This window comes from Alphaproteobacteria bacterium, assembly GCA_023898725.1.
Lineage (GTDB): Bacteria > Pseudomonadota > Alphaproteobacteria > JAUHZC01 > JAUHZC01.
On the sequence record CP060236.1, the window covers coordinates 1,006,628 to 1,028,154 of the forward strand.

General features: G+C 42.8%; 20 protein-coding genes and 1 tRNA gene. 10 read left to right on the top strand and 11 right to left on the bottom strand.

Annotated features, from left to right (window positions below; genetic code table 11):
• The first annotated feature begins 12 nt into the window (after positions 1-12).
• The gene (lpxC, locus tag H6849_04660; GenBank protein USO01928.1) at positions 13-903 is read left to right on the top strand and encodes a UDP-3-O-[3-hydroxymyristoyl] N-acetylglucosamine deacetylase; all 891 of its coding nucleotides are present in this window, start codon (positions 13-15) and stop codon (positions 901-903) included.
• 10 nt (positions 904-913) lie between these two features.
• Here lpxC and H6849_04665 read toward each other — a convergent pair whose 3' ends face one another.
• The 4 genes from H6849_04665 to H6849_04680 all read right to left on the bottom strand — a co-directional run bounded on the left by H6849_04665 (position 914) and on the right by H6849_04680 (position 4,168).
• Positions 914-1,936 carry a glycosyltransferase gene (locus H6849_04665; GenBank protein USO01353.1) on the bottom strand — a complete coding sequence of 341 codons (1,023 nt, stop codon included), beginning with the start codon at positions 1,934-1,936 and terminating at the stop codon, positions 914-916.
• 152 nt (positions 1,937-2,088) lie between these two features.
• Entirely contained in the window at positions 2,089-3,051 is a 963-nt protein-coding gene (locus H6849_04670) for a hypothetical protein (protein ID USO01354.1), read from the bottom strand.
• Between the two features lie 29 nt (positions 3,052-3,080).
• A complete protein-coding gene (locus tag H6849_04675) occupies positions 3,081-3,884 on the bottom strand; it encodes a hypothetical protein (GenBank protein USO01355.1) in 804 nt (267 codons plus the stop codon).
• A 209-nt stretch (positions 3,885-4,093) separates the two neighbouring features.
• Positions 4,094-4,168: transfer RNA gene (locus tag H6849_04680), tRNA-Thr, on the bottom strand.
• A 96-nt stretch (positions 4,169-4,264) separates the two neighbouring features.
• On the opposite strand from H6849_04680, the gene H6849_04685 reads away from it, so the two are divergent.
• From H6849_04685 to H6849_04705, 5 genes are read left to right on the top strand one after another with little or no spacing between them, the layout of a single operon-like run.
• Positions 4,265-4,498 (top strand): hypothetical protein, encoded by a 234-nt coding sequence (locus H6849_04685; GenBank protein USO01356.1) that lies wholly within the window; start codon positions 4,265-4,267, stop codon positions 4,496-4,498.
• Positions 4,499-4,545: 47 nt separating this feature from the next.
• Positions 4,546-5,058 (top strand): dCTP deaminase, encoded by a 513-nt coding sequence (locus tag H6849_04690; protein USO01929.1) that lies wholly within the window; start codon positions 4,546-4,548, stop codon positions 5,056-5,058.
• A 4-nt stretch (positions 5,059-5,062) separates the two neighbouring features.
• Entirely contained in the window at positions 5,063-6,340 is a 1,278-nt protein-coding gene (gene murA, locus H6849_04695; GenBank protein USO01357.1) for a UDP-N-acetylglucosamine 1-carboxyvinyltransferase, read from the top strand.
• A 14-nt stretch (positions 6,341-6,354) separates the two neighbouring features.
• Positions 6,355-7,437: a glycosyltransferase family 4 protein gene (locus H6849_04700; protein USO01358.1), complete on the top strand. Its 1,083-nt coding sequence runs from the start codon at positions 6,355-6,357 to the stop codon at positions 7,435-7,437.
• 42 nt (positions 7,438-7,479) lie between these two features.
• Complete coding sequence (locus H6849_04705) at positions 7,480-7,998, top strand: winged helix-turn-helix transcriptional regulator (protein ID USO01359.1); 519 nt, start codon at positions 7,480-7,482, stop codon at positions 7,996-7,998.
• On the opposite strand, the gene H6849_04710 is transcribed toward H6849_04705, so the two are convergent.
• Positions 7,937-8,443 (bottom strand): phosphatase PAP2 family protein, encoded by a 507-nt coding sequence (locus tag H6849_04710; GenBank protein USO01360.1) that lies wholly within the window; start codon positions 8,441-8,443, stop codon positions 7,937-7,939. The two genes, H6849_04705 and H6849_04710, sit on opposite strands and share 62 nt — an antisense overlap.
• Positions 8,444-8,711: 268 nt before the next feature.
• Between H6849_04710 and parC the strand changes: the two genes are divergently transcribed.
• Positions 8,712-10,967 carry a DNA topoisomerase IV subunit A gene (gene parC, locus H6849_04715; GenBank protein ID USO01930.1) on the top strand — a complete coding sequence of 752 codons (2,256 nt, stop codon included), beginning with the start codon at positions 8,712-8,714 and terminating at the stop codon, positions 10,965-10,967.
• Positions 10,968-11,201: 234 nt separating this feature from the next.
• Complete coding sequence (locus tag H6849_04720; protein ID USO01361.1) at positions 11,202-12,917, top strand: hypothetical protein; 1,716 nt, start codon at positions 11,202-11,204, stop codon at positions 12,915-12,917.
• A 64-nt stretch (positions 12,918-12,981) separates the two neighbouring features.
• Here the strand turns inward: H6849_04720 and H6849_04725 are convergent, their stop codons facing one another.
• Positions 12,982-16,371: an AsmA-like C-terminal domain-containing protein gene (locus tag H6849_04725; GenBank protein USO01362.1), complete on the bottom strand. Its 3,390-nt coding sequence runs from the start codon at positions 16,369-16,371 to the stop codon at positions 12,982-12,984.
• Positions 16,372-16,626: 255 nt separating this feature from the next.
• On the opposite strand from H6849_04725, the gene dksA reads away from it, so the two are divergent.
• The gene (gene dksA / locus H6849_04730; protein ID USO01931.1) at positions 16,627-16,989 is read left to right on the top strand and encodes an RNA polymerase-binding protein DksA; all 363 of its coding nucleotides are present in this window, start codon (positions 16,627-16,629) and stop codon (positions 16,987-16,989) included.
• Positions 16,990-17,136: 147 nt separating this feature from the next.
• The gene (locus H6849_04735; GenBank protein USO01363.1) at positions 17,137-17,682 is read left to right on the top strand and encodes a DUF4167 domain-containing protein; all 546 of its coding nucleotides are present in this window, start codon (positions 17,137-17,139) and stop codon (positions 17,680-17,682) included.
• 32 nt (positions 17,683-17,714) lie between these two features.
• Here H6849_04735 and H6849_04740 read toward each other — a convergent pair whose 3' ends face one another.
• The 5 genes from H6849_04740 to H6849_04760 form a co-directional block, all read right to left on the bottom strand.
• Entirely contained in the window at positions 17,715-18,173 is a 459-nt protein-coding gene (locus H6849_04740; protein ID USO01364.1) for a winged helix DNA-binding protein, read from the bottom strand.
• Positions 18,174-18,433: 260 nt separating this feature from the next.
• Positions 18,434-18,901, bottom strand: a complete 468-nt coding sequence (locus H6849_04745; protein USO01365.1) for a hypothetical protein — start codon at positions 18,899-18,901, stop codon at positions 18,434-18,436.
• Positions 18,902-18,922: 21 nt separating this feature from the next.
• Entirely contained in the window at positions 18,923-19,426 is a 504-nt protein-coding gene (locus H6849_04750; protein USO01366.1) for a CarD family transcriptional regulator, read from the bottom strand.
• A gap of 255 nt (positions 19,427-19,681) precedes the next feature.
• Positions 19,682-20,716 (bottom strand): threonylcarbamoyl-AMP synthase, encoded by a 1,035-nt coding sequence (locus H6849_04755; GenBank protein USO01367.1) that lies wholly within the window; start codon positions 20,714-20,716, stop codon positions 19,682-19,684.
• A 241-nt stretch (positions 20,717-20,957) separates the two neighbouring features.
• Positions 20,958-21,524, bottom strand: a complete 567-nt coding sequence (locus H6849_04760; protein ID USO01368.1) for a 5-formyltetrahydrofolate cyclo-ligase — start codon at positions 21,522-21,524, stop codon at positions 20,958-20,960.
• Positions 21,525-21,527: the final 3 nt, after the last annotated feature.

Sequence of the window (21,527 nt, forward strand, 5' to 3'; positions counted from 1 at the left end):
TATAGTTCATTAATTTGTTTTGTGCTTTTTCCTGAGCATCGCTCCACGCAACACACGCTAAGAAAAGCCTTTACTTGCAAAGGAGTTGGTGTTCATTCCGGTGATCTGGTTACGATGCAGGTCATTCCAGCCGCTCCGAACACAGGGCTGATTATTCAGCGCACTGACATTGAGACCCACAATGTGGTTATTCCCCGTTGGAATACGGTCGTTGATACAATGCTATGTACGCGCGTTGCCAATAACCACGCTGTTTCCGTTGGGACTATTGAACATATTGTTTCGGCCTTGTATGCCTGTAATATCGATAACGCGGTGATTCACCTTGATGCTGCCGAAGTTCCCGTAATGGACGGGAGTTCAGGCATTTTTGTGGAAAACATTATTGCGGCGGACCGCATTGATCAAGGTATACCCCGTACATATCTGAAAATACACAAAGAAGTGTGCGTAGAACACAAAGGAGCAAGGGCATCACTGGGGCCCCATGAAACATTTATATTAGATTTTCACTTTGATTTTCGTGGACGTGCGGATTTCCCTGCGTTTCAAAGACGCTTTGAAGTCGGCAAGGATTCTTTTGACAAACAGCTCGCTACAGCCCGTACTTTTGGCATTCTTGAAGAAGTCAATAAATTGTGGGAGGCTGGCCTTGCCCGTGGGGGATCATTAGACAATGCCGTTGTTGTGAGTGGTGATAAAGTTTTAAACAGTGAAGGATTGCGCTTTGAGGATGAATTCGTTCGTCATAAACTATTGGACGCATTAGGGGATTTATATCTAGCTGGCTACCCTATCATTGGGCACTTCAAGGGGCATAATTCCGGTCATGGCCTCAATAATCAATTACTACACGCTATTTTTGCTGATCCATCATCGTACACACTTGTGACGCTTGCATAAAGCGAAGTTATTAAACTTTGCGGCCCAGTGGTGCCCGAATGAGATCAATATACTGTTTGACGATTACATCCGCCGAATGATTCCTTTCGAAGGTTTTGCGTCCCTCCTCCGCCAACATTTGCAAATCATAATCACCCCGCACACATCCGTTCAAAATATCTGTTAAGGCTGCTATATCATCAATGGGGAAAAAAATGCCATCTTTATTGGGTGTAATCACACTGGCAGGGCCCATAGTGTCTGCCGCAATGACAGGCAACTTGGCTGACCATGCCTCCATGGTTACACTGCCAAGGGGCTCATGGCGTGATGGTACAATAAATAAGTCAGCCTGTTTTAAAGGCTGAGTGATATCCTTCATCCATCCAGTAAAAGTCACACGGTGCTGACAGCCGTGTGTCTGTGCTAACGATTCCAATTTTTCTCGTTCTGGTCCATCACCAACCAAGGTCAGGGCAAGATCAGGAACTTTTGCAACCGCTTTAATCAGGGTGTCAAAAGCCTTATTTTCATGGTAGCGCCCCAACGCCAAAAGATTTTTTGGCCGCCGCGGAATAACACGATTTTTAGCAATGTCAGCATAATCTGTGGCAAAGTTTGAAATCCACTGCACAGGACGATTGGTGTGTCGGGCAATATAATCACACAGGTCCGGCGTAATTCCAATAAATCCATCACAGGTTTTAAAATAAGCGAGATCGTAATACCCGCCCAAACGCCCAATATGAGGGATGCCTTGGATCACAGGAACATGCCACGCTGCACGGCTCATAAAACTAAGGACATACGCAGGATTAAAAGCCTGAAGATCCACACGTAAACGCCGTGATGTACAAAAATCCCACCACGCGCCAAAAGCGTATGTTTTCAACGTAACACCGGGGTAACCCTTCAAATCACTGCAATAGGAAGATCGCCGTGATAAACACGCCAAAACCGAAACCCCACGATCAGCAAGTGCTTTGATTAGGCGAATAGCAAAATTTTCTGCCCCACCATATTTTTTAGCTCCTAAAACGCACGCAACTTGCATGAAATTCACTACTGGATATTGGTTCTATTGTAGGTGTTTCCTTGTCTTTCATCAACCCCCGGATCCATCAAGTGTATACATAGAAAAATCCCCTCGAAGATTTCTCGACAGGGGAATGATAAGATAACATTTTTGCTATCAGCGTTTTTTAATTATCTTTTTGCAATTATCTGGTTCATAGCATTTACAAATCGTTTAGGGCTGAATTGAGGAAATTCGTATGGAGTAGCACCACCGCCACCAGCAGGGGCACCACCGCCACCGCCACCAGCAGCAGGGGCAGGGGCACCACTTGAAACCTGGAGATTATTCTTTAGCATTGCCCAAAAGTTAATATTAGGAACAACAGCAGAAAAAGTGCCATCATCTAAGGCAAAACATTGTTGATAAAAATTATGAATCCACAAAACATCCAGAGCCCATAAATTTTTCTTGAGTATGTTATCCCACTCACTCGACAACTGACCCTTATTTATCTTATCAAAGTCAGAAGGTGAGAAAATTTGCACCAAAAACAAAGCAAGTCCCACACGAAAGGCATGATTCCTTTTTTCAACTTCAGTGTTCGTAAAAATTTGTTTAAAGCCACCACCGTTACTTTCTTTGTACAGTGTGTTGAAAAATGCATTGAGAGCAGTTATTTTTCTAATGTTAATTTTCTTAATATTCGCTGGGCCTATAGTGAAGTTTTCTTTATTTGCATTTTCACTGATTTTCTCCAAAATTTTCCGCACGTCATCTGCATAATGCTGAACGATAAAGTGAGCAAATACTTCCGCTTTATTCTTCAACGGTAGGCTCTGACTCGGAGTAAGGGTGCGACTCTCTCTTTTCAAAGCTGTAGCATTATCGAAAACGGTGTGAAGATCATCTAGTGAAGTTTTTAAACTGTCACAGGTCCCCAATGAATCACCATCCACAAGAAATTTTCCGTCTTTGCAGGCGTTAGTGTTTGCACATTTTTCTTGGTCTAACGCGCGTTTCTCCTGAGTTATTTGCTGTAATGCAGCAGCTTCCGCTGCTTGCTTTGCTCTTAGTGCCATAACGCGCTGTTTCTCACTGGCCTCAATACCAAACGTGCAAAGAACGGTTAAGACTGCCACTGTTTTTTTCATGATAATTTTCCCTAAATGTGTTGTTTTTTTTAGAAACGATAGCCAAATTTACACGTAATCTGCACAATGACTGGTTTGAAGTTATTTTTCATGCCAATCGGTGGCGGAACATTAAATTTTGCTCTACTTCCGATACTGATATCAGTATCCGCCCCCACAAAAATATTTTTTGTAATGTCCGTGTTACAGCCAAAACCAGCCATGGGAGAGCCAATTTTGAAGACGTTCTTATGTCTATAGCTTTGATTTTGTAGGGCTGTTATTATGGTAAAATTATGTTGGCGATACCCTAATTTAAAATAAGGAAACATTTTTCCCACTACTTTTCCCAAAAATAGTCCCCCAGCATACGTTTGTGTGCGCTTAATTTTTATATCCAGTGGCACAGCAATATTACTGCTTGCGTTTACTTGAAAATGCCCAATGTCATTGGCTACAGAACCTTCTGCCTGTAGACCAACAACCAAGGCTGAGGGAAACTGATACCCAGCAGAGAAAAACCCACCACCATGACCACCGACAAGACCCATGTCTTTTTTACTATCGGGCTGAGTATCACCCACTGACATAACAGTAAAATTCCCCCTACTCATACTTCCGCCGCCCAATACGCCAACTTCAAAGCGAAACCCTGTATTTGATGGGGTCGTTAACGGTTGTTGATGCTTATGTGGCGTGCCATCGGCATACACACCTGACAGCGCCGCAGTTGCGACAAGTGCACATAAAATATTTTTTTTCATAGGATTCATACGTTTTTCCTCACAGTTCATAAAAACAATCATGCTGATTTTTTGAACAAATAACCACCAAAGCAGACCTCTCTTTGCCATTCAGATGGTTTATGACAAAATGTCATGGCTTATATGCAACATATTTTGTGATTTCTGCGAAGCTAAATCCAGGCAGCCTTACTGTCATTAGTCTAGAAACTGAATGTGGACAGAAAGTATTGCGCTCTGAAGTTTTCAATTTTTTTTATTAGCAGGAACAACTCACTTTATGACCCATTCATAACCGATTCTCTGACAAAAAAAAGACATGGTGCCGCCGGCGAGAATCGGACTCGCGGCCTCACCCTTACCAAGGGTGCGCTCTACCACTGAGCTACGGCGGCAAAAAAATGACTGGTCATTCATTTCAAAGTCGTTATAAGTTGTAGTATGGATGAACGCAAGTACAAATTACAATCAGTTTTTTGGGAGAAACAACAATGACGGGCACAAAGACCACTCCTCTTTCTGCTACAGCTCCGCCAGCAAATAAGACATCAAAATCTGAAATGCGTGCCATGGCTTTGCGCAAAAACCTTCTTCGGCGCAAGAAACTTCAACAGGCTTTGGCAAAAAAAACACTCACTCCACCTCCTGCTAAGGCCACAGACAAAACAGCATCAGCAGTACCACAGGTGGCTTTCCCGCAACCAGAAACACATAAGGATTCGTAGTGTTATTACCTGATACCTGGATTCGTCATCAAAGTTTTGTGCATGGGATGATTGAACCTTTCACCGAAAAGCAAACGGCAAATAATGTTATATCCTATGGATTATCTTCCTATGGCTACGATGCGCGTGTTGCACCAGAATTTAAAATTTTTACCAACGTTGATAACGCCATTATTGATCCGAAAAACTTTCAAAGTAACAGCTTCGTTGATCGTGTAACAGACGAGGTCGTGATCCCACCTAACAGCTTTATCCTTGGTCGCACGGTGGAATATTTCCGCATTCCTCGGGATGTCATGGTAATTTGTTTGGGAAAATCAACCTACGCCCGATGTGGAATTATTGTCAACGTTACACCGCTTGAGCCCGAATGGGAGGGTCATGTCACCCTTGAGTTCTCAAACACAACACCGCTTCCTGCCAAAATTTATGCCAACGAAGGTGCCTGTCAGTTTATTTTTATGCGCGGAGAATCTGCGTGCGAAACATCGTATAAGGATCGTCAAGGCAAATATATGAAACAGCAAGGTGTCACTCTTCCAAAAATAATGGCCGCATAATCCCATGGATAAAATTACGATTACTGGAGGGAAACCCCTACACGGGGCTATCCATATTAGTGGGGCGAAAAATGCAGCTCTTCCTTTGTTGTGTGTGACATTGCTCACGAATCAGGCAATCACGCTCACGAATGTACCGAAGCTTGCCGATGTTGAATCAATGCTGACGTTGCTAGAACATCTTGGTACACACGTTGAAAACCGTATTCTCAGTGATCGCACGCTTGTTCTTCAAACGCCCACACTTGCTAGCCATGAGGCTCCCTATGATATCGTACGCAAAATGCGTGCATCAATTTTGTCTCTTGGTCCCCTCCTCGCACGTGAGGGAAAAGCGCGTGTTTCACTTCCTGGAGGATGTGCTATTGGGACGCGCCCTGTGAACTTTCACATCGAAGGTCTGCGCACAATGGGAGCAACAATTGCTATTGAGAATGGTTATATCGAAGCGACAGCTCCCCACGGATTAACTGGTGCTGAAATTGTGCTTCCTCTTCCCTCGGTAACAGGAACTGAAAATCTTATGATGGCAGCGGCTTTAGCACACGGCACTACTACTCTTATCAATGCCGCCTCAGAACCTGAGATTGGGGATTTGGCGAACTGTCTTCTACAAATGGGGGTAACAATCACAGGGATTGGCACATCAACGCTTCGCATAACAGGAGTTCCTAATCTTACAGGTGCCACGCATGCCATTATTGCTGATCGCATTGAAGCAGGCACATACGCCGTAGCTGCCCTCATTACGGACGGAGAATTGGAACTTATTGGTGCTAACCTAGACACCCTTCCTGTGTTTCGTCAAGCCCTGGAACGAGCAGGTGCTTTGTTTACGCCTACCGCTCAAGGCTTTACGGTTAAGCGCAACCGCCCACGTATGCAAGGTGTTGATGTCATTACGGAGTACTACCCTGGTTTTGCAACAGATCTTCAAGCACAATTTATGGTACTGATGAGCCTCGCTGAGGGTGTTTCTGTGATCAAAGAAACAATCTGGGAGAATCGCTTTATGCACGTCCCAGAGCTTTCCCGCATGGGAGCTGATATTCGTACAGAAGGCAATAACGCCTTCGTCCAGGGAAAAAAGTCCCTGAATCCGGCAGAAGTCATGGCGACTGATCTTCGTGCCTCGGTAAGTCTTGTCTTGGCTGCCCTTGCCACGAAAGGAGAAACAACCATAAGTCGTGTCTATCATCTTGATCGTGGTTATGAAAATATTGAACAAAAGCTTTCAGCTGTTGGAGCTACAATTAGCCGCATTGTTGGCGAACCAGTCTAGAGGCTTCTATCACTGTGCGTATTCTTAATGTCATGTTCAACAAGGGAGTTGGTGGTGTTGAGCAAGTTTTTTCGGACACCACACATCTTTTTTTATCATGGGGATGGTCCACGTACACACTTACACATGTGGACGCACAAAGTAATGCGCCATTGGCCAACATGCCCCTGCAGCCTTCTGCGAGTCTAACATTGCGTCCCAATGTTTTGCTTCCACTTTTGTCTACCTGGAAACTGCGACGGTTTGCCCGCAAACATGCCATTGATCTTGTTTTGATCCACAATGGTAAATATGCAAACTTTGTCTGCCGTGCGCTCAAACATCTTCCCCGAGTGGGTTACGCTCACGGCACAGCACCCAAAAATCTCCATGGGTGCGATCACATTATTACCCTTACAGATACCATGAAGGCCCAGTTTCTAGCACAGAATTTCCCCAAAAGTAGCCTAACCACACTTCCCCATGCTCTTGATTGCACACTGTATTCACTACCCTCTTCCCGCCTATTTTTTCCCGACGGAAAAGTTCGTTTGGGATATCTTGGAAGAATCGAGCGAGCAAAAGGTATTGATACCCTCATTCAGGCCGTTTCAAAACTGAAGTCTGATAATCTGGATATTTCTCTCATACTTGCAGGGTCTGGGCGTCCCGCATACCTTCATAAAGTGAAGCAATCAATTCATACACAAGGCCTCACACACGTGGTTGCATGGGAAGGTTGGATCGGCGATAAAAAAGACTTTTTTTCAAAAATTGATATTCTGATTCTTCCCTCACACTCTGAAAGCTTTGGACTTGTTATTTTAGAGGCATTTGCTCACGGTGTTCCTGTCATTGCATCTGATACAGATGGACCTATGAGTATTATTACACCAAATCATGATGGGTTTATCTTCCCCCGTGCTGAGGAAAACTCTCTTGCGGCAACAGTGAATGCGCTTATACATGATCCACACAAATTAGACGCGTGTGCGCGCAATGCTTTTGATACCTTGCACACACGCTATGATACAAGCAATTCCCAGAAAACTCTTCGAGCACTTCTGGAAAAAATTTTACGGAAAAAACAAGAAAGAAAACCTCTGGAATCCTTGTAATTATTGCTATACAATAATGTTTATATATTAATAATGTATGTCATGAGCACCCTTCGCCCCTGGGGAGAAACACCTCCTAAACACGATCCTCGTACAACAATAAGCTTTCAGTTTTGGCAGTTGCAAATGCTCTGGAGACGCAAGGTTGAATCCGCCCTTGAGGCCCATGACCTCACACTAATGCAGTATCATCTTTTGGCTGGGGTTGATTTTTTGAGTCACGATGGCGTTCCCGTCAACCAAGTGAGTCTCTCCACGTTTCTTGGATCAGCTCCTGCCATGACATCACAGGTTTTAAAAATCCTTACAACAGTTAAAAAACATGTCGCCCGGCGCACCCTAAAAGGGGACTCCCGTGCAAAGATCGTGAAGTTAACTCCTCTTGGTGCCGTTAAGCTTCGGAAGGGAAAGGAAATTATTGAGCAAATAAATAAAGATGTTTTTGGCGTTTTACAAGCAGCTCAGGTCGACTTTCAACAATGTATTACCTATTTAACCTCTACAATTGCGGCGCACGAAGATACAAACGTTTCGCAAGCAATACCCCCAGAAACGTCATAGACCCTCCCAAGAAAACATCGCTCAAATAGTGACCGCCCTCGGCAATACGGACAACACTCATCACAAGAGCATAGACAACACCACCACAAATCCAAAGAGGTTCGCGCGAACGATCAAGGAAAACACCCACAGCCATCACAAACATGGCCAATGCCACATGACCACTAACAAAGGATCCGTATTGCTTACTCAGCCCTGTAATGACATAGGCTGCTGAAAACGGGTAATCCCCACCAAAGATAATGGTCTGACTTGGGCGCGGCCTTCCCCATTGATCTTTCAAAAGAAGATTAATCCAAACACCGGGAATAGCAGCATACGATACGCAAAAATAAAGTCCTTCTCGGAAACGCTCTTTGTTTGGCTTGAAAAACGAAAAATAGAACATATGAGCAAGCCCAACGATAGCCAGAATCTTGGCCATCACAGGTATGGAAAAATGCAAAAACCGAATAATTCCGCTCTGTTTTCCCCAAAAATTTCTTGTTTCAGGTATATAAAAAAGTCTTGCAACGTAAATATCGATTTCAGGCCAAACAATAAAAAAAATAGATATAAATAAAATAACAGTTATTAATGCGTATATATTTCTTTGTAAATATTGTGTTTTTTGTTCTATTTTCGACGTACTTTTCATCGATGTACATAAAATACCAATTGGCCAATCTTATAACAATTTTACTTTAGCAACAAGTTTTGGTATGAAAAAGATAATGTTTCTCTCTATTGTTCACGTGCCTGACGAACAAAAACATCAAAACTCTGGAAAAATTCGCGACGTTACCCTCAAGTCAGCGGTAAGTGAGCGTTATTTAAGTTATGCTCTGTCAACCATAACAGCCCGCTCACTGCCTAGTGTGTGTGATGGATTAAAACCTGTTCACCGGCGCATATTATTTGCAATGCATGAATCAGGAAACTTCCATTCGCGGCCACACCGTAAATCAGCTAACGCCGTTGGCTATGTCATGATGCACTTCCATCCTCATGGAGACAGTGCGATTTATGATTCGCTCGTGCGCATGACGCAAAATTTTGTTATGGGAGCTCCTCTCATTGAAGGACAAGGAAACTTCGGAAGCATTGATGGCGATAACGCTGCTGCCATGCGTTACACAGAATGCCGATTGACTCCTCTTGCTGAAGCCTTGATGGTTGGATTGAATGAGGATGCCGTTGATTTTGTTTCCAACTATAATGGGCAGAAAAAAGAACCACGCGTACTCCCCAGTCGTGTGCCCAATCTTCTTCTCAATGGTGCCATGGGAATTGCCGTGGGGATGGCAACAAATATTCCTCCTCACAATCTTCAGGAGGTATGCAACGCCTTACGTCACCTCATTAAACATCCCGAAACACCTTGCAAAACCTTGATGAAGTATGTTGTTGGGCCTGACTTCCCAACAGGGGGCGTTATTGTTGAGTCTCCGGAAAGTCTTGCAGAAACATATGCAACCGGACGAGGATCTATTCGCGTGCGAGCCAAATGGGCAGTGGAGCCACTCAAAAATGGTCAGTACGCCATTGTCGTGAGCGAAATTCCTTTTGGTGTCATGAAATCTCGTTTAATTGAAAAAACAGCTGAGGCTCTGCTCAATAAAAAGCTACCGTTATTGGGAAATATTGCTGATGAATCTGCTGCTGATATTCGCATTATTCTAACACCCAAAACACGCACCACCGATCCTGATGTATTGATGGAGTCACTCTTTAAACTTACCGAACTGGAAACACGTTTTAGCGTAAATATCAATGTGCTGAATGAAAAAGGTACACCTGGCGTTATGAGTCTTAAGGGAGTTATGCAGGCTTTTCTTGCACATCGTTATCATGTGTTCATTCGCCGAACACACCATCGCTGTGCAAAAATTGCAGAACGCCTCGAGGTCCTTGATGGGCTCTTGGTTGTCTATCTCAACCTTGACGAAGTCATTGGCATTATACGCACAGAAGATGAGCCAGCTGATGTCTTAAAGACACGCTTTGTACTAACAGACCTACAGGTAGAGGCTATTCTCAACACACGCCTCCGGGGGTTACGTAAACTAGAGGAAATCAAGCTTACGACTGAGCAAAATCTTTTACGTGCCGAACAAAAGAATCTGCAGGAAATTCTGGGAGATACGCATCTGCAGTGGCGGGCAATCGATGAGGACTTAGCCGATCTTTCAAAACAGTTTGGTACCCCACGACGCAGTATGCTTGCAAAAGCACCTTCAGATATTATCATTGATGCAGATGCTTTCATCGAAAAAGAACCTGTTACGATTTTATTTTCAGACCATGGATGGATTCGTACCCATAAAGGGCACGGCGTTGATGTAAAGGATTTACGGTTTCGCGAAGGAGATTCCTTGGCGTACTTTCTTGAGGCACAAACAACTGAAAAACTAATCATTATGGTATCCGATGGAAAATTCTACACAATCGGGGTAGATAAACTTCCAGGAGGGCGTGGCTTTGGAGAACCGCTGCGTGTACAGCTTGATTTATCTGCAGAAATACAAATTGTGCACATGTTTATAGCCGCGCACCCAGATAAAAACGCAAAGCGCCTTCTCGTTGCAACTGATGGCCGTGGCTTTAGTGTATGCGAGAAAGATCTTCTTGCACAAACACGCCAAGGCAAGCAAGTTATGAAAATTCCCAAGGGCGTCAGGGCACTAAAATCTCTTCCCCACACAGGAGACACTGTTGCTATTTGTGGTTCCAATCGGAAGATTCTCTTTTTCCTTCTCAGTGAAGTTCCTCTTCTGCAGCGCGGACGAGGAGTGATTCTTCAAAAATACACATCACCGGAAACAACAGTGACAGATGTCACACTCATTAATGCTCATGAAGGCCTCACCTGGAAGGGACGCAGCGCGGAACGCCCCTTTAACATAGGGCTGTGGATGGGGAAACGAGCATGTGTGGGACGAACAACCCCTACGGGATTTCCACGATCCGGAAAATTTGACGAGTCGTAATTTTTTACACAAACACCTGCACTACGAATGCCGTGCACAAAGATAGTTCTCCTGCAGCAGGCTATTTTTAGGCAGGGCTTCTTCATGCGCATATATTGGACTACGGTTTGGGTATCTATTTTAGTGAATTAATCTCATTTATAAATAAAAAACATTTTAATTAAATTTTTCTAAAATATTAATATTTGATATTATTTTTTTATAATTTATATTTTATAAAAAACTTTTCAGTCAATGAGTCCCGGTCTTTTTCTTTCGCTTATTCTTGTTTTTTCTCAAAGCTCTTTTCTCAATAGTAGCAATCTCTGCGATAGCAAAACTTCCTCCACCAAACGTAAGAGGGATAATCTCCCCTTATCACACGATCGTGTGGATTCTTATTCCTCTCGTACACGGCTGAAAACGGCTCATGAGAATTCTTGTCATGTTCTCAAAGATTGCAGCAATTATACCACCGTAAAAAGAAGTATTTTTTCAAATAAGTTAGCTCAAAATACACCAAAGCCTTTACAGGCCGAGACAGGCAATGAAAATTCTCCCTGTCATGCACTAGCTTCATCCCCGACTCCTGTATCGGGACAAACCTCCCTGCTAGCAAGTGTGTATCTTCCCCTGACAGAAGAGGAAAAATCAGAAAAAACATTTTCTAGCAACCTCAGTTTTCTCTCCCCCGCAAAAAGAAAACCTCTGCAATACGCACAATCTCTCTTTGAGCATATTTGTGGAGAGATTCCGATAAAGCCCTCTTTTTCATCCCCTCTTGTATCAAGGAGAAATCCAGAATCAAGAAAATTTCAACAGTCCTCAAATCAACGCATTCTGTTCGAACACTATACAAACTTTCTCCACATCCTCAAAATCGAAGCACGAGAAGTTGTCCGCCACTCATCTTATGTCACTGAATCTGATGAAGGATTGCGCACCCGAACCTTTAACCTTGCACAAAGTTGGATGAAATTTACCGATGATGCTGCTGTGACGGCCACGTTATCACATATTGTATATCCAGAATCTGCGATTCCTTTGTTTTCTCCCTTGACGCATACACACCTAAAAGGGAAATTTACTGAAAAATTTCCAGAAATTCTTGTGTTAAATCTTCTTCGAAGAGATGGACTTCTACACTTCCGTAAAAAAGATCGGATCATTTCTGATTCTCATGCGCGATCTATGCATGCACTTATTGAAAAAAATGAAAGCATTATAGAAAGTGAAACCTATGCATTTGGCAAAGACACCCTTGTGTATGCTGCACGCAAGGAAATTATGCCTCTAATGATTCCTGGGATTATAAATAAAGATTGGATCAAAGAACAACAACGTGATTGGGTCGATGCCTTTCAAAAATATGAAAAAGAAATTTCTGTGGATGGTATTTTTATCTCTCGCAGAAAGGTAGAAAGAAAATTCGCACGCAATTTGCTATCTTTTTGTCTGCACACAACGGCAACAAACAAAGATCAATCTCTTGAGTTTTATTTTCCACTTGCACTATTCTTAGACCCGGATACTGACTACACAGCTCAAATATATCTGTTAAGACAAACATTGTCCTCAGGACGAGCACCCAAAAATATATTTCCTGATGGGTCTGAGGAAGTGGGCCATGCTCATCATGTGTGTCAGGCAAACTTCTCTTCTATCGTCATTCTTCCCAGTAGTTTGCATAGAAAAAGTATCCATCCTTACAGCAGCACACCTTCTGCAATTGATCGCACGATGTTTGACGGCATAAGAAAAGTCGCCTATCAGACGTTTGGTAGAATGCTTATAACCCAAGAAAAAACAACTTCTCATTCTGTCCCAACATACCTCTTATCTTCTCACCTCCCGGGAGAGACAAATCTTGAGGATCAACCTGCTGGTTCTTTTTTTGCAAAAATTCAAGTTGCAGCAGAAGCCCCCACACACGCAAGAACATTTATGCACAGTGATGATCACCAGGCTTGATTTCTTATACTATTGATGCTGTCGTTAATCTATTTTTTTGATGGAACCACTTAATTCCTGCTTTTTATCGTTTTTTTTCTGTTTGAAAAGTTCCTGGTAAAGCAATAGGCTTTGTTTCGGCATTCATGCCTTTACTCTTGACAGGTAAAGAGGCACTATCTTCTTTTTCATCCGTCTCAGATTTTTTTTCCCGAGAGGCATTTTTTTCAGCACGAGATGAATCACTAAATATTTTTTTCAAAAAACCAGGAGTTAAGGCACTAAGTGGATTGCTGGTAATCACAGGGTCGCTGTACTTTCCCTGCACAGCAAAACTAAACGCCACAAGCCCCTGCCCTGGTCCACCACTTAAGATATGTCCAATAATGGGAATATATCCGACCGCCGTATTCAGACCATAGGCAGGAATGAGCGTTCCTGTAATATCAAGCAGTTGGGTATCAAGCTCTATCGTCCCCTCATACGTAAAGCCAACACTCGCGCTTGCTGCGCGCCCTTGAACAAGGTGCAAAACATCATCATGGTAGCGAAATTGTCCCGTCACCGAACTTAATACAATACCTTCTTTTTTATCAGAGAATAATTCTGTAATTGCCGTGGGTGAAAGAACTTTCAACAGCCTAATAACAGGAGGAGCATCTGCCAACACTAAGTCTTTCATGGTGTAGCTACCTTTCCATCCCTTATTTCCATCAGCGCGACGCTTCAGATCAATTTCCACCTGGGAACTTTTTACCTTCGTATCCACTTCTAGGGCGGCAAAGAATGATTCAAGGTTTTCAGCTGTGATCTTGTAATGCAGCTCTTTTTCCTGGGTGCGTGCGGCATCAAAACGAAACAGATCAACTCCACCGTCTTTAGGGCGTGATCCTTCAAGGTTTCCTCCAACCAGTGCGCCATCCTCAAAGGTGATTGCGCCACCGACATTGGTCACAAGAGATGTGTTGCCATAATCGACTTTATCAACTGTTATTTTGATTTTATGCTTATGCGATTTTGCGTCTGGTTTTTGATCATCATTTTCTGAGGCCGAAATTATACGTATCAATTCTTTTGCATCAAGGTGGTGAATACGGATCTCAGACTCCAGAATCTGTTGATGGAGCCCCATCAACACACAGTCTACGTGACCTTCTGGATACTGCAGCTTCATCGAGGCTCGTTTTAAAGAGCGAGCGTCGATATCCCACTGCGCATCAGCCTCACAGTGAATGCGTTCGCTCTCCAATAATTGAATCCTGTTAATGCGATGAACCATATCACCGATCATCGCTAATTCGAGTTGCAGGACGGCTGCCTCATCGTAGGGCTTATGAAGCTTAACAAGAGGAATATCAAGTAAAACAGGCGTCAAGTTAAGCGTCAAGTTAAGCGTACCATCTGCTGTTCCTTGGGCACGATGAAAAAATTGCCTTTTAAGAGTGAGGGGAGCCTTTCCAGAAATAACACCTCTCAGTTGGGGTACAAAGTTTATGATATGCTCATCTGTTATAGACGTTGCAAGGGTAATGTTTTTCACTTCTTTTCCTTCAGCGCTTGCTTCATCAGCAATGAAGTTCTCTTTGATTTCAATCATAGTCTCTTCACCAAGAACAGATCCACTTCCCTTCAAAGCAATACCCGCATCTTTACCTTTATTGGAAATGCGTACATCAAATGTGCCTTTTTCAAGAGGAATACTGATTTCTGGGCTTAGTTTTTTCATAAAAACATCCGATGCGTGACCTATGACTTGGGCTTGAATATCTTTCGGAGTCAGATCATTCTGCAGAGGGAATGAAAGCATTAGGTTGACCAAAGATTTCCCCGAAAAATTCTGCGGATCTATAGAGTATTCATCCATAAAATGTAAGGGCTTCTCATTTGCAAGCACAAGCGCCGCACGCAAATCCGTATGAATACCGATGGTCACATCAAGATACTGACGCGCATCCTGAAAACCCCGAATAATCACCTCTCCCTCCCGCACTTCAATAGCTTCTGTGCGGCCTGAGGTAACCTTAAGAGTAAATGTCTTGCTATCAAAAGGTCCAGATGCGTTGATATCAGTCACAAGAGGCATATTATCCATATACTCAACAGAAGCATCCTGAAGAACTGTATGCCCTTGAATATTGGCAATTTTATGATGAGAGGGTGTGAAAAACGATGAGGGTGATATCCTGTCAGTTATTCCTGTGTTCTTTACCGTGTAATCAGCATTTAAGGTAATTTTTGGGATACTCCCTTTATGAATATTTGTTGTAATCCACGTACGTGCATCATCCCCCAGACCCACCGGCCAAACATCCCGTAGCTGAGAAAGATCAAGCTCTGTACCTTTGATGCTTACTTTTCCTACTAGTTCTTTGCGATGCTGTTCATAGGGAGCATTGATATGAAGTGCAACGCGCCCCTGAGGAAGAGAAATATCTGTATTTTCAATAAATAGGCCCTTTATTCCCAAACTTCCTTTGATTCGTGCAGCCAAAACTTTGTAAGGTTTCTCGTTTATTTCGGGAATTTTTAGTGTGCCCTTTTCTATATGCACGTCTGTGAAAAGCTCCTGGAGGCCTTTTTGAATATGCCACACCACTCCTATTTTTCCAGATAGCGGAAGCGTTATACGTGACAAATATTTTTTGCCTTCTACAGGCATATACCTCTCACAAAAACGCCATACATTCATATGCTTTTTCGGTGTAAATGTTTTCATTAAAGCAGAAACTTTCATACGCAGACCGTCATGACTGACACACTCAACCGCACAACTTTGAGATCCACCCAAAGGAAGAGTTGCTACCGCACGCATGTAATCTTTGGTTTTGTGGGCCACAACAGTCAGCAGCATCGTTTTCCTTGTGTGGGGGTCACGCAGCGTTATCTTTCCTTTATGGATACTAATATCCGTAATTTGATCAATGCCGCCTAGAAATTCTTCCCAGTCGAATGAATTGGGCCGTTTTTCATGAATTGTGGAGTCCGGTAAATCAAGAGTAAGATCAAGATTATTGATGCCAATCAGCCCCGGCAAAAAATGCAATCTCAGAAGGTTTGTTAGCGGAAAGTGTAACTCAAGCTGAGGGATTGTTGTTGATGGCAAGTGTGACGCCGATGATTCAAAATAGGCATTTTTTGTTTGCGCAACAAAAGCACGCGCGGCTGTATTCCATGTGATTACAAGACTAGAAAGGCTTACCTTATATCCCGGCACCCGCGATATAAGGGCTTCATTCAGGTAAGCTGGTGTTTGGGTAAACGTAAGCGGATTATGGGAAATATAGGCAATCACACCGACAAGCAATGATCCCGTAAAACAAAAAAATAGTACTGCGACCTTAAGCGCGCGCGCAACCCAGCTGATGATTTTTTCTGCAATGAATGTCCTTATGAGGGTGACTAGAGAATCAGCGGGCTGGGTAAGATCCTTCTGAAGCTTAAGTGGTTCCCCTGCGAATCTTCTTTTTTTTACCACTAAATTATCCCGCCTAATCTTTATAATAGTAACACATATTGTCCTATTAATTAAGTCTTTGAGCGTTACAATTCATATTTTTGCAAAAAAAAATAAGCTGGAACTTGATTGAAATCTATCCTATTCTAACGTTCGATTTTTACATACTATGGAGGTAGCTTAGTGTCTCAATCCTTTGAAAATAAAAACACACCTATCAATGATTCCGTCGTTCTCCTGGCTCATGACTACCGACCAAGTGATAATGAAGATTTTATGAACCCAACAATGCTGGAGTACTTCCGGCAGTGCCTCCTGCGTTGGCGCGATGAAATCATTGCTGAATCAGCCGAAACTATTTCTCATCTTCAAGAAGAAACCATCAACGAGCCCGATCTGGCTGATCGTGCAACCAGCGAAGTGAATCGCTCTTTTGAGCTTCGTACGCGTGACAGGGGGCGCAAATTGCTCATTAAAATTGATGAAGCCTTAAGTCGTATCGCTGACAAAAGTTATGGGTATTGTGAAAAAACCGGCGAGCCGATTGGTATTGGCAGACTTGAGGCACGGCCAATTGCCACACTAAGTCTTGAAGCGCAAGAGTTACACGAAAAATCTGAACGCTTGCATAGTGAGTAGACTCGTGATAGAAAGCACAAGAAGGGTTCATTGCACACGGGTATGCGACGACCTTATAGCTCTCACACACTGTCTATGTATATACAACAACATAGAGAGCCCTACTTGGAAAAATCACCTTAACACAATCGAGTATTGTACACACACATGAATATGAACATCGCTCGCGACAAGATTCAGCGCCCCTCACGATTTAAAAAGCGCAACAACGGGAACAATGGTAACAACCGAAGCAATGGCAGTGGAAATAACTCTGCTCGCATTCGCGACCACGCCCAAAAAAAAATAGATCATTACAGCTCTATGGCGCGGGACTCTAGACAAAACCAAGATATTGTTTTGTATGAATATAATATGCAGTATGTGGATCACTTCACACGTATTCTTCATGAGCACGCCGAACCGAAAATTGAACCGACCGAAACACATCAACATGAGCGTTTCTCTGACACCCATAGACGGACCATTGAAATTAGTGCCGATGATGACGAAGAGCTAACAGTCGCAGAAGATGTTTCCCCTCAATCAAAGGAAAAACAATCTCCTTCGTTGCCAAAAACAGACAAAACCGATTCACCCCGTCCAAAGCCTCGCCTGCGGAAAAACACTCCCACCGAGGAACTACCCAAAAAACCAATAGAAAAAAAATCAGAAACACCCAAAAGTGAAAAAAAAGCTGAGGTCAGTACATAAAATAGATTAGGTTTTGTTTGCCTCCAGCCTAATTAATGATGAATATCGTGCATTACCATGAACCCCCAAAAAGCTTCGAGTTTATGAAGATTTTTCAGAAGATTCTTAAGGGACTCTTCTGTGACGCCATTGGTTGCAAGATTTTTTATGTGTAACTCAAAGAGTTTCTCAAAGTTTTTGTAAAACGCCATTCCTTTTGGTGATAACTTTACATGGCTTGAGCGCCGATCGTGATCGGATTGCTCTTGATCGATATAACCACTCTCAATCATTTTTTTGAGATTATAGGTAACATTAGATCCCATATAATATCCACGGTTACTAATTTCCCCAACAGTCAGACGTGCTTCACCAATATTGTATAAAATGAAGCACTGCACATTATTAATATCATGAATATTCTGGCGATCGAGGTACGCTTTAATGACCTCCAGTGATAGGCGATGCAGTTTTTCAATGTTAGCAATGATATTAATGTAGGTTTGTTTCACAGAAGTAGCGCCTACTATTTTTATAACTATAGCCTCACGATAGTAGATATCAGTTAAATTTTAATTAATGTTATTAGTTAATGTAAGTAAATTTATATTTATTTTTTTCTATTAATATAATATTTTTACTGTTCTAATAAAGTAAATAGAGATGCGTTCACTTAGATGTTGTCTCTTCTTGTGCCTTATGCACTCCTATTTGCAAATTAAGACGGGAAAACTAACATATAAATCGCCAGAAACACAAACCATATACAAGTTTACCCAAACTTCACACCCCAGAGTGCATCTTGAATAACCCATCCTACGTATTTCTCAATCTTTACACGCACCCACTCACCTTCTTGTTTATCAAGCAGCGCAATCACTCCAGGCTCAGCATGTGCAATAACAAAAGATTTTTTAGAGGGCTCTTTGTGAATACTTACAGGAACAGAGCTTACAAATACCACCGTCCTTAAACCACTTAGAAGACGCTTATGAATCCAGGATTTCTGTCCATCTTTATCCTCAACAAGACGCCAAGTTTGGTGATCTTTAATAATTTTGAGTGGCATCAGTGAGCGGGTGTAAATCCACTCAACAGGATATCCTTCTCCAGGACCCACACGCCCATACACAAAGTCGCTCCGCAATGATGCAAAACGAGGGACATGCCCAGGCATCAAAGGAGAGGCATAAAGAATCTCCGAAAGGAAAAGAGCCAAACATAGACAAATAAGACGCAATAGCACAACCTGAGCAGAAGATTAGACTATCTTTTTTTGTAGCCGATTCTCAAGTGTTTTAACAGCTAATTCAGACTCCACATTCTCAACAAGAGCATATTCCTTTGCAAGACGTGTCAACGCAGACAAATACATTTGGCGCTCACTATACGATTGTTCATTTTGATCATCATGGCGGTATAAATCACGCAAAACCTCAGCCAGCATTGTGGGAGACCCCGTATTTATTTTTGCTTCATACTCTTGCGCCCGACGAGGCCACATAGTCCTCTTCACACGGCCTTTTTGGTTCAACACACGAATGGCATCACGCATTTCTTTTTGCGTGCTCAGCGAACGCAAGCCCGCTGTTTTTGCCTTAGCAACCGGAATCCGTACGGTCATTCGCTCATGATCAAAGTCAATTACGAGAAGCTCAATATCAAATCCGCTCACGGTTTGCTTTTCAATATCCTTAACGATACCCACACCGTGAGCGGGATAAATTACATACTCACCTGAGTTAAACAAAGAAACCTGTCTCATACCTTACTCCAGCCTATTTTAGGAAAAACCAGATTATCGAAGAAATTGTAGAAAGAATTTCCAAGCGAATCGATTGCGTTAAATACTTAATTAATAAATAGGTAACATTTTTTGGAAGTCAATGACACAGGATTTTATTTAACTAAACATATTGAAATTTTGAAAAACCGCATCCCCTATGGTTTTTGGGGTAATTATGAAAAAATATTTTTTTGTTTGACTTTTGAAAATCAGGCTATATCTACAAAAAACCACTTAGGTTTTCTGATTTGCGCGCTTCAAGCGATCATTAATTGCTAATCCAAGGCCTTTTTGTGGAATTTTTGCAACAGCTACTCCCTTAAAAAGTGGTTTTTGAGCCACGTAAGAAGCATCTAAGGAATGGAGAATATGAAACAGGTGCTGAGCGGCCTCTTTTAAGTCACCGGACTGACTAAGATTTGTATGCAGGTGATGAATTTCAGCATTATGAGGGTCGTCTATTATCGCTGCAATATGGGAGGGGATAGGACCAAAACCAACCCAAACCTCACCGGGATGAAGTACTTTGGCCTCTTGGCGCAGCGGAGCATGCGGCGCATAGTGTGTTTTAAGTTGACCGGGAGCCTTTATACTCGAGGTGTTCCTACCACTTGTCACTTTCATAACTTCCTGTAAGTTTTCGATAGTAATAGCACCTGGGCGTAACAATGTAGGAACAGAAGTGGTAAGATCAATAATTGTTGACTCGACCCCTTGCGCGCACACCCCTCCATCAAGAATAGGAAGAGCCTTTTTTAAAGGGGACTCATGTGTTGAAAAAGCAAATCCCGCAGCAACGTCGGAGGCAGATGTCGCACTAAGATAGTTTGAAGGATTAGCACTAGGTGCAACAAGAGGTCGCCCAAATGCTGTAATCACTTGTAAAAAAATAGAATGATTAGGAACACGTACAGCAAGCGTATCAAGACCCGCACAGGCCAGTGGACTAACAGATCCTGTTTTTGCTGGCAAAACCATGGTTAACCCACCAGGCCAAAATAAGGCTGCCAGCATTCGTGCTCTTTCATTAAAAACAACATACTCCTCTAGCATTTCAACATCGGTTCCATGTAAAATAAGAGGATTAAACGACGGTCTGTTTTTAATCTCATAAATCCCGAGAACAGCAGAATCACTCCGTGCATCTGCGGCAAGGCCATAAACGGTTTCTGTTGGAAGCACAACACAACGCCCCTCATAAAGCTCTCGACACACGTAGCTTCGGGCTTCCTCTGTATTTGGGAGGATAGTGGTTACAATTGATCCCATTCGTGATGTCTATACTCGCTTGACTATCATATAATTCTAACAAGGAAGAAAAACAATGATGAATCTCTCTCTTATCCAGAAGCTCCATCAATTTCATGAGGTATTCATGAAATCATAAGAACAGATTAGATCGCTGGTGATATGTGTCATACATTCATCATGATAAATCCTGAGGCTATTTGTTTGACACACACTATCACTCTTTTCAGGCCAAAACGCTGCCCCACTCTTTGTCAGGCCACTAATGGGGATAAAAAGACAAAGTTTCCTGATCTGTCACAACGTATGCTAAGCGTTTGTCGTGAGGTTCCACAGTCATTGATATTTCTTGGGATGCGTATCCTACGCCAATGGCTATCACATGGGGATTAGCCACAAGGTACCGGTCAATAAATCCACCACCTCTTCCAAGCCGATACCCTGTACGTGTGTAACCTAAGAAGGGAACAATAATGGCATCAGGAACTTCCGGTGCAAGATTCTCCCCCACAAGGCAATTGTAGGAATCTTTAAGAGTATATGTGCCTGGTGTTATCCACGCATAAGACATTTTTTTCCCTTGAATACGGGGATACAGGCATCGAACGCCTTTTTGTATCCACGCATCTAAAAGCACAGAAAGATCTGGCTCTCCGCGAAGAGGAAAGTATCCACCAAGAGCATTGACTGCCAACGTATCTAGGAGCCTATTGAGGCTGTCAAACAAGACGCCTACGTGTGGATGAATATTTTTTCCCTGGTTTGTAAGCTGTGTGCGCAGCTTTTCCCTCAAGACCTTTTTTGTCGTAGGTATGCTATAGCTATACATCCT

Bases quoted from the DNA above. Each gene is read 5' to 3' on its own strand.
- H6849_04665 (USO01353.1), bottom strand. From the start codon at position 1,936: ATGCAAGTTGCGTGCGTTTTAGGAGCTAAAAAATATGGTGGGGCAGAA.
- H6849_04670 (USO01354.1), bottom strand. From the start codon at position 3,051: ATGAAAAAAACAGTGGCAGTCTTAACCGTTCTTTGCACGTTTGGTATT.
- H6849_04675 (USO01355.1), bottom strand. From the start codon at position 3,884: ATGGCAAAGAGAGGTCTGCTTTGGTGGTTATTTGTTCAAAAAATCAGC.
- H6849_04685 (USO01356.1), top strand. From the start codon at position 4,265: ATGACGGGCACAAAGACCACTCCTCTTTCTGCTACAGCTCCGCCAGCA.
- H6849_04690 (USO01929.1), top strand. From the start codon at position 4,546: ATGATTGAACCTTTCACCGAAAAGCAAACGGCAAATAATGTTATATCC.
- murA (USO01357.1), top strand. From the start codon at position 5,063: ATGGATAAAATTACGATTACTGGAGGGAAACCCCTACACGGGGCTATC.
- H6849_04705 (USO01359.1), top strand. From the start codon at position 7,480: ATGAGCACCCTTCGCCCCTGGGGAGAAACACCTCCTAAACACGATCCT.
- parC (USO01930.1), top strand. From the start codon at position 8,712: ATGTTTCTCTCTATTGTTCACGTGCCTGACGAACAAAAACATCAAAAC.
- H6849_04720 (USO01361.1), top strand. From the start codon at position 11,202: ATGAGTCCCGGTCTTTTTCTTTCGCTTATTCTTGTTTTTTCTCAAAGC.
- dksA (USO01931.1), top strand. From the start codon at position 16,627: ATGAACCCAACAATGCTGGAGTACTTCCGGCAGTGCCTCCTGCGTTGG.
- H6849_04735 (USO01363.1), top strand. From the start codon at position 17,137: ATGAATATGAACATCGCTCGCGACAAGATTCAGCGCCCCTCACGATTT.
- H6849_04750 (USO01366.1), bottom strand. From the start codon at position 19,426: ATGAGACAGGTTTCTTTGTTTAACTCAGGTGAGTATGTAATTTATCCC.
- H6849_04755 (USO01367.1), bottom strand. From the start codon at position 20,716: ATGGGATCAATTGTAACCACTATCCTCCCAAATACAGAGGAAGCCCGA.
- H6849_04760 (USO01368.1), bottom strand. From the start codon at position 21,524: ATGTATAGCTATAGCATACCTACGACAAAAAAGGTCTTGAGGGAAAAG.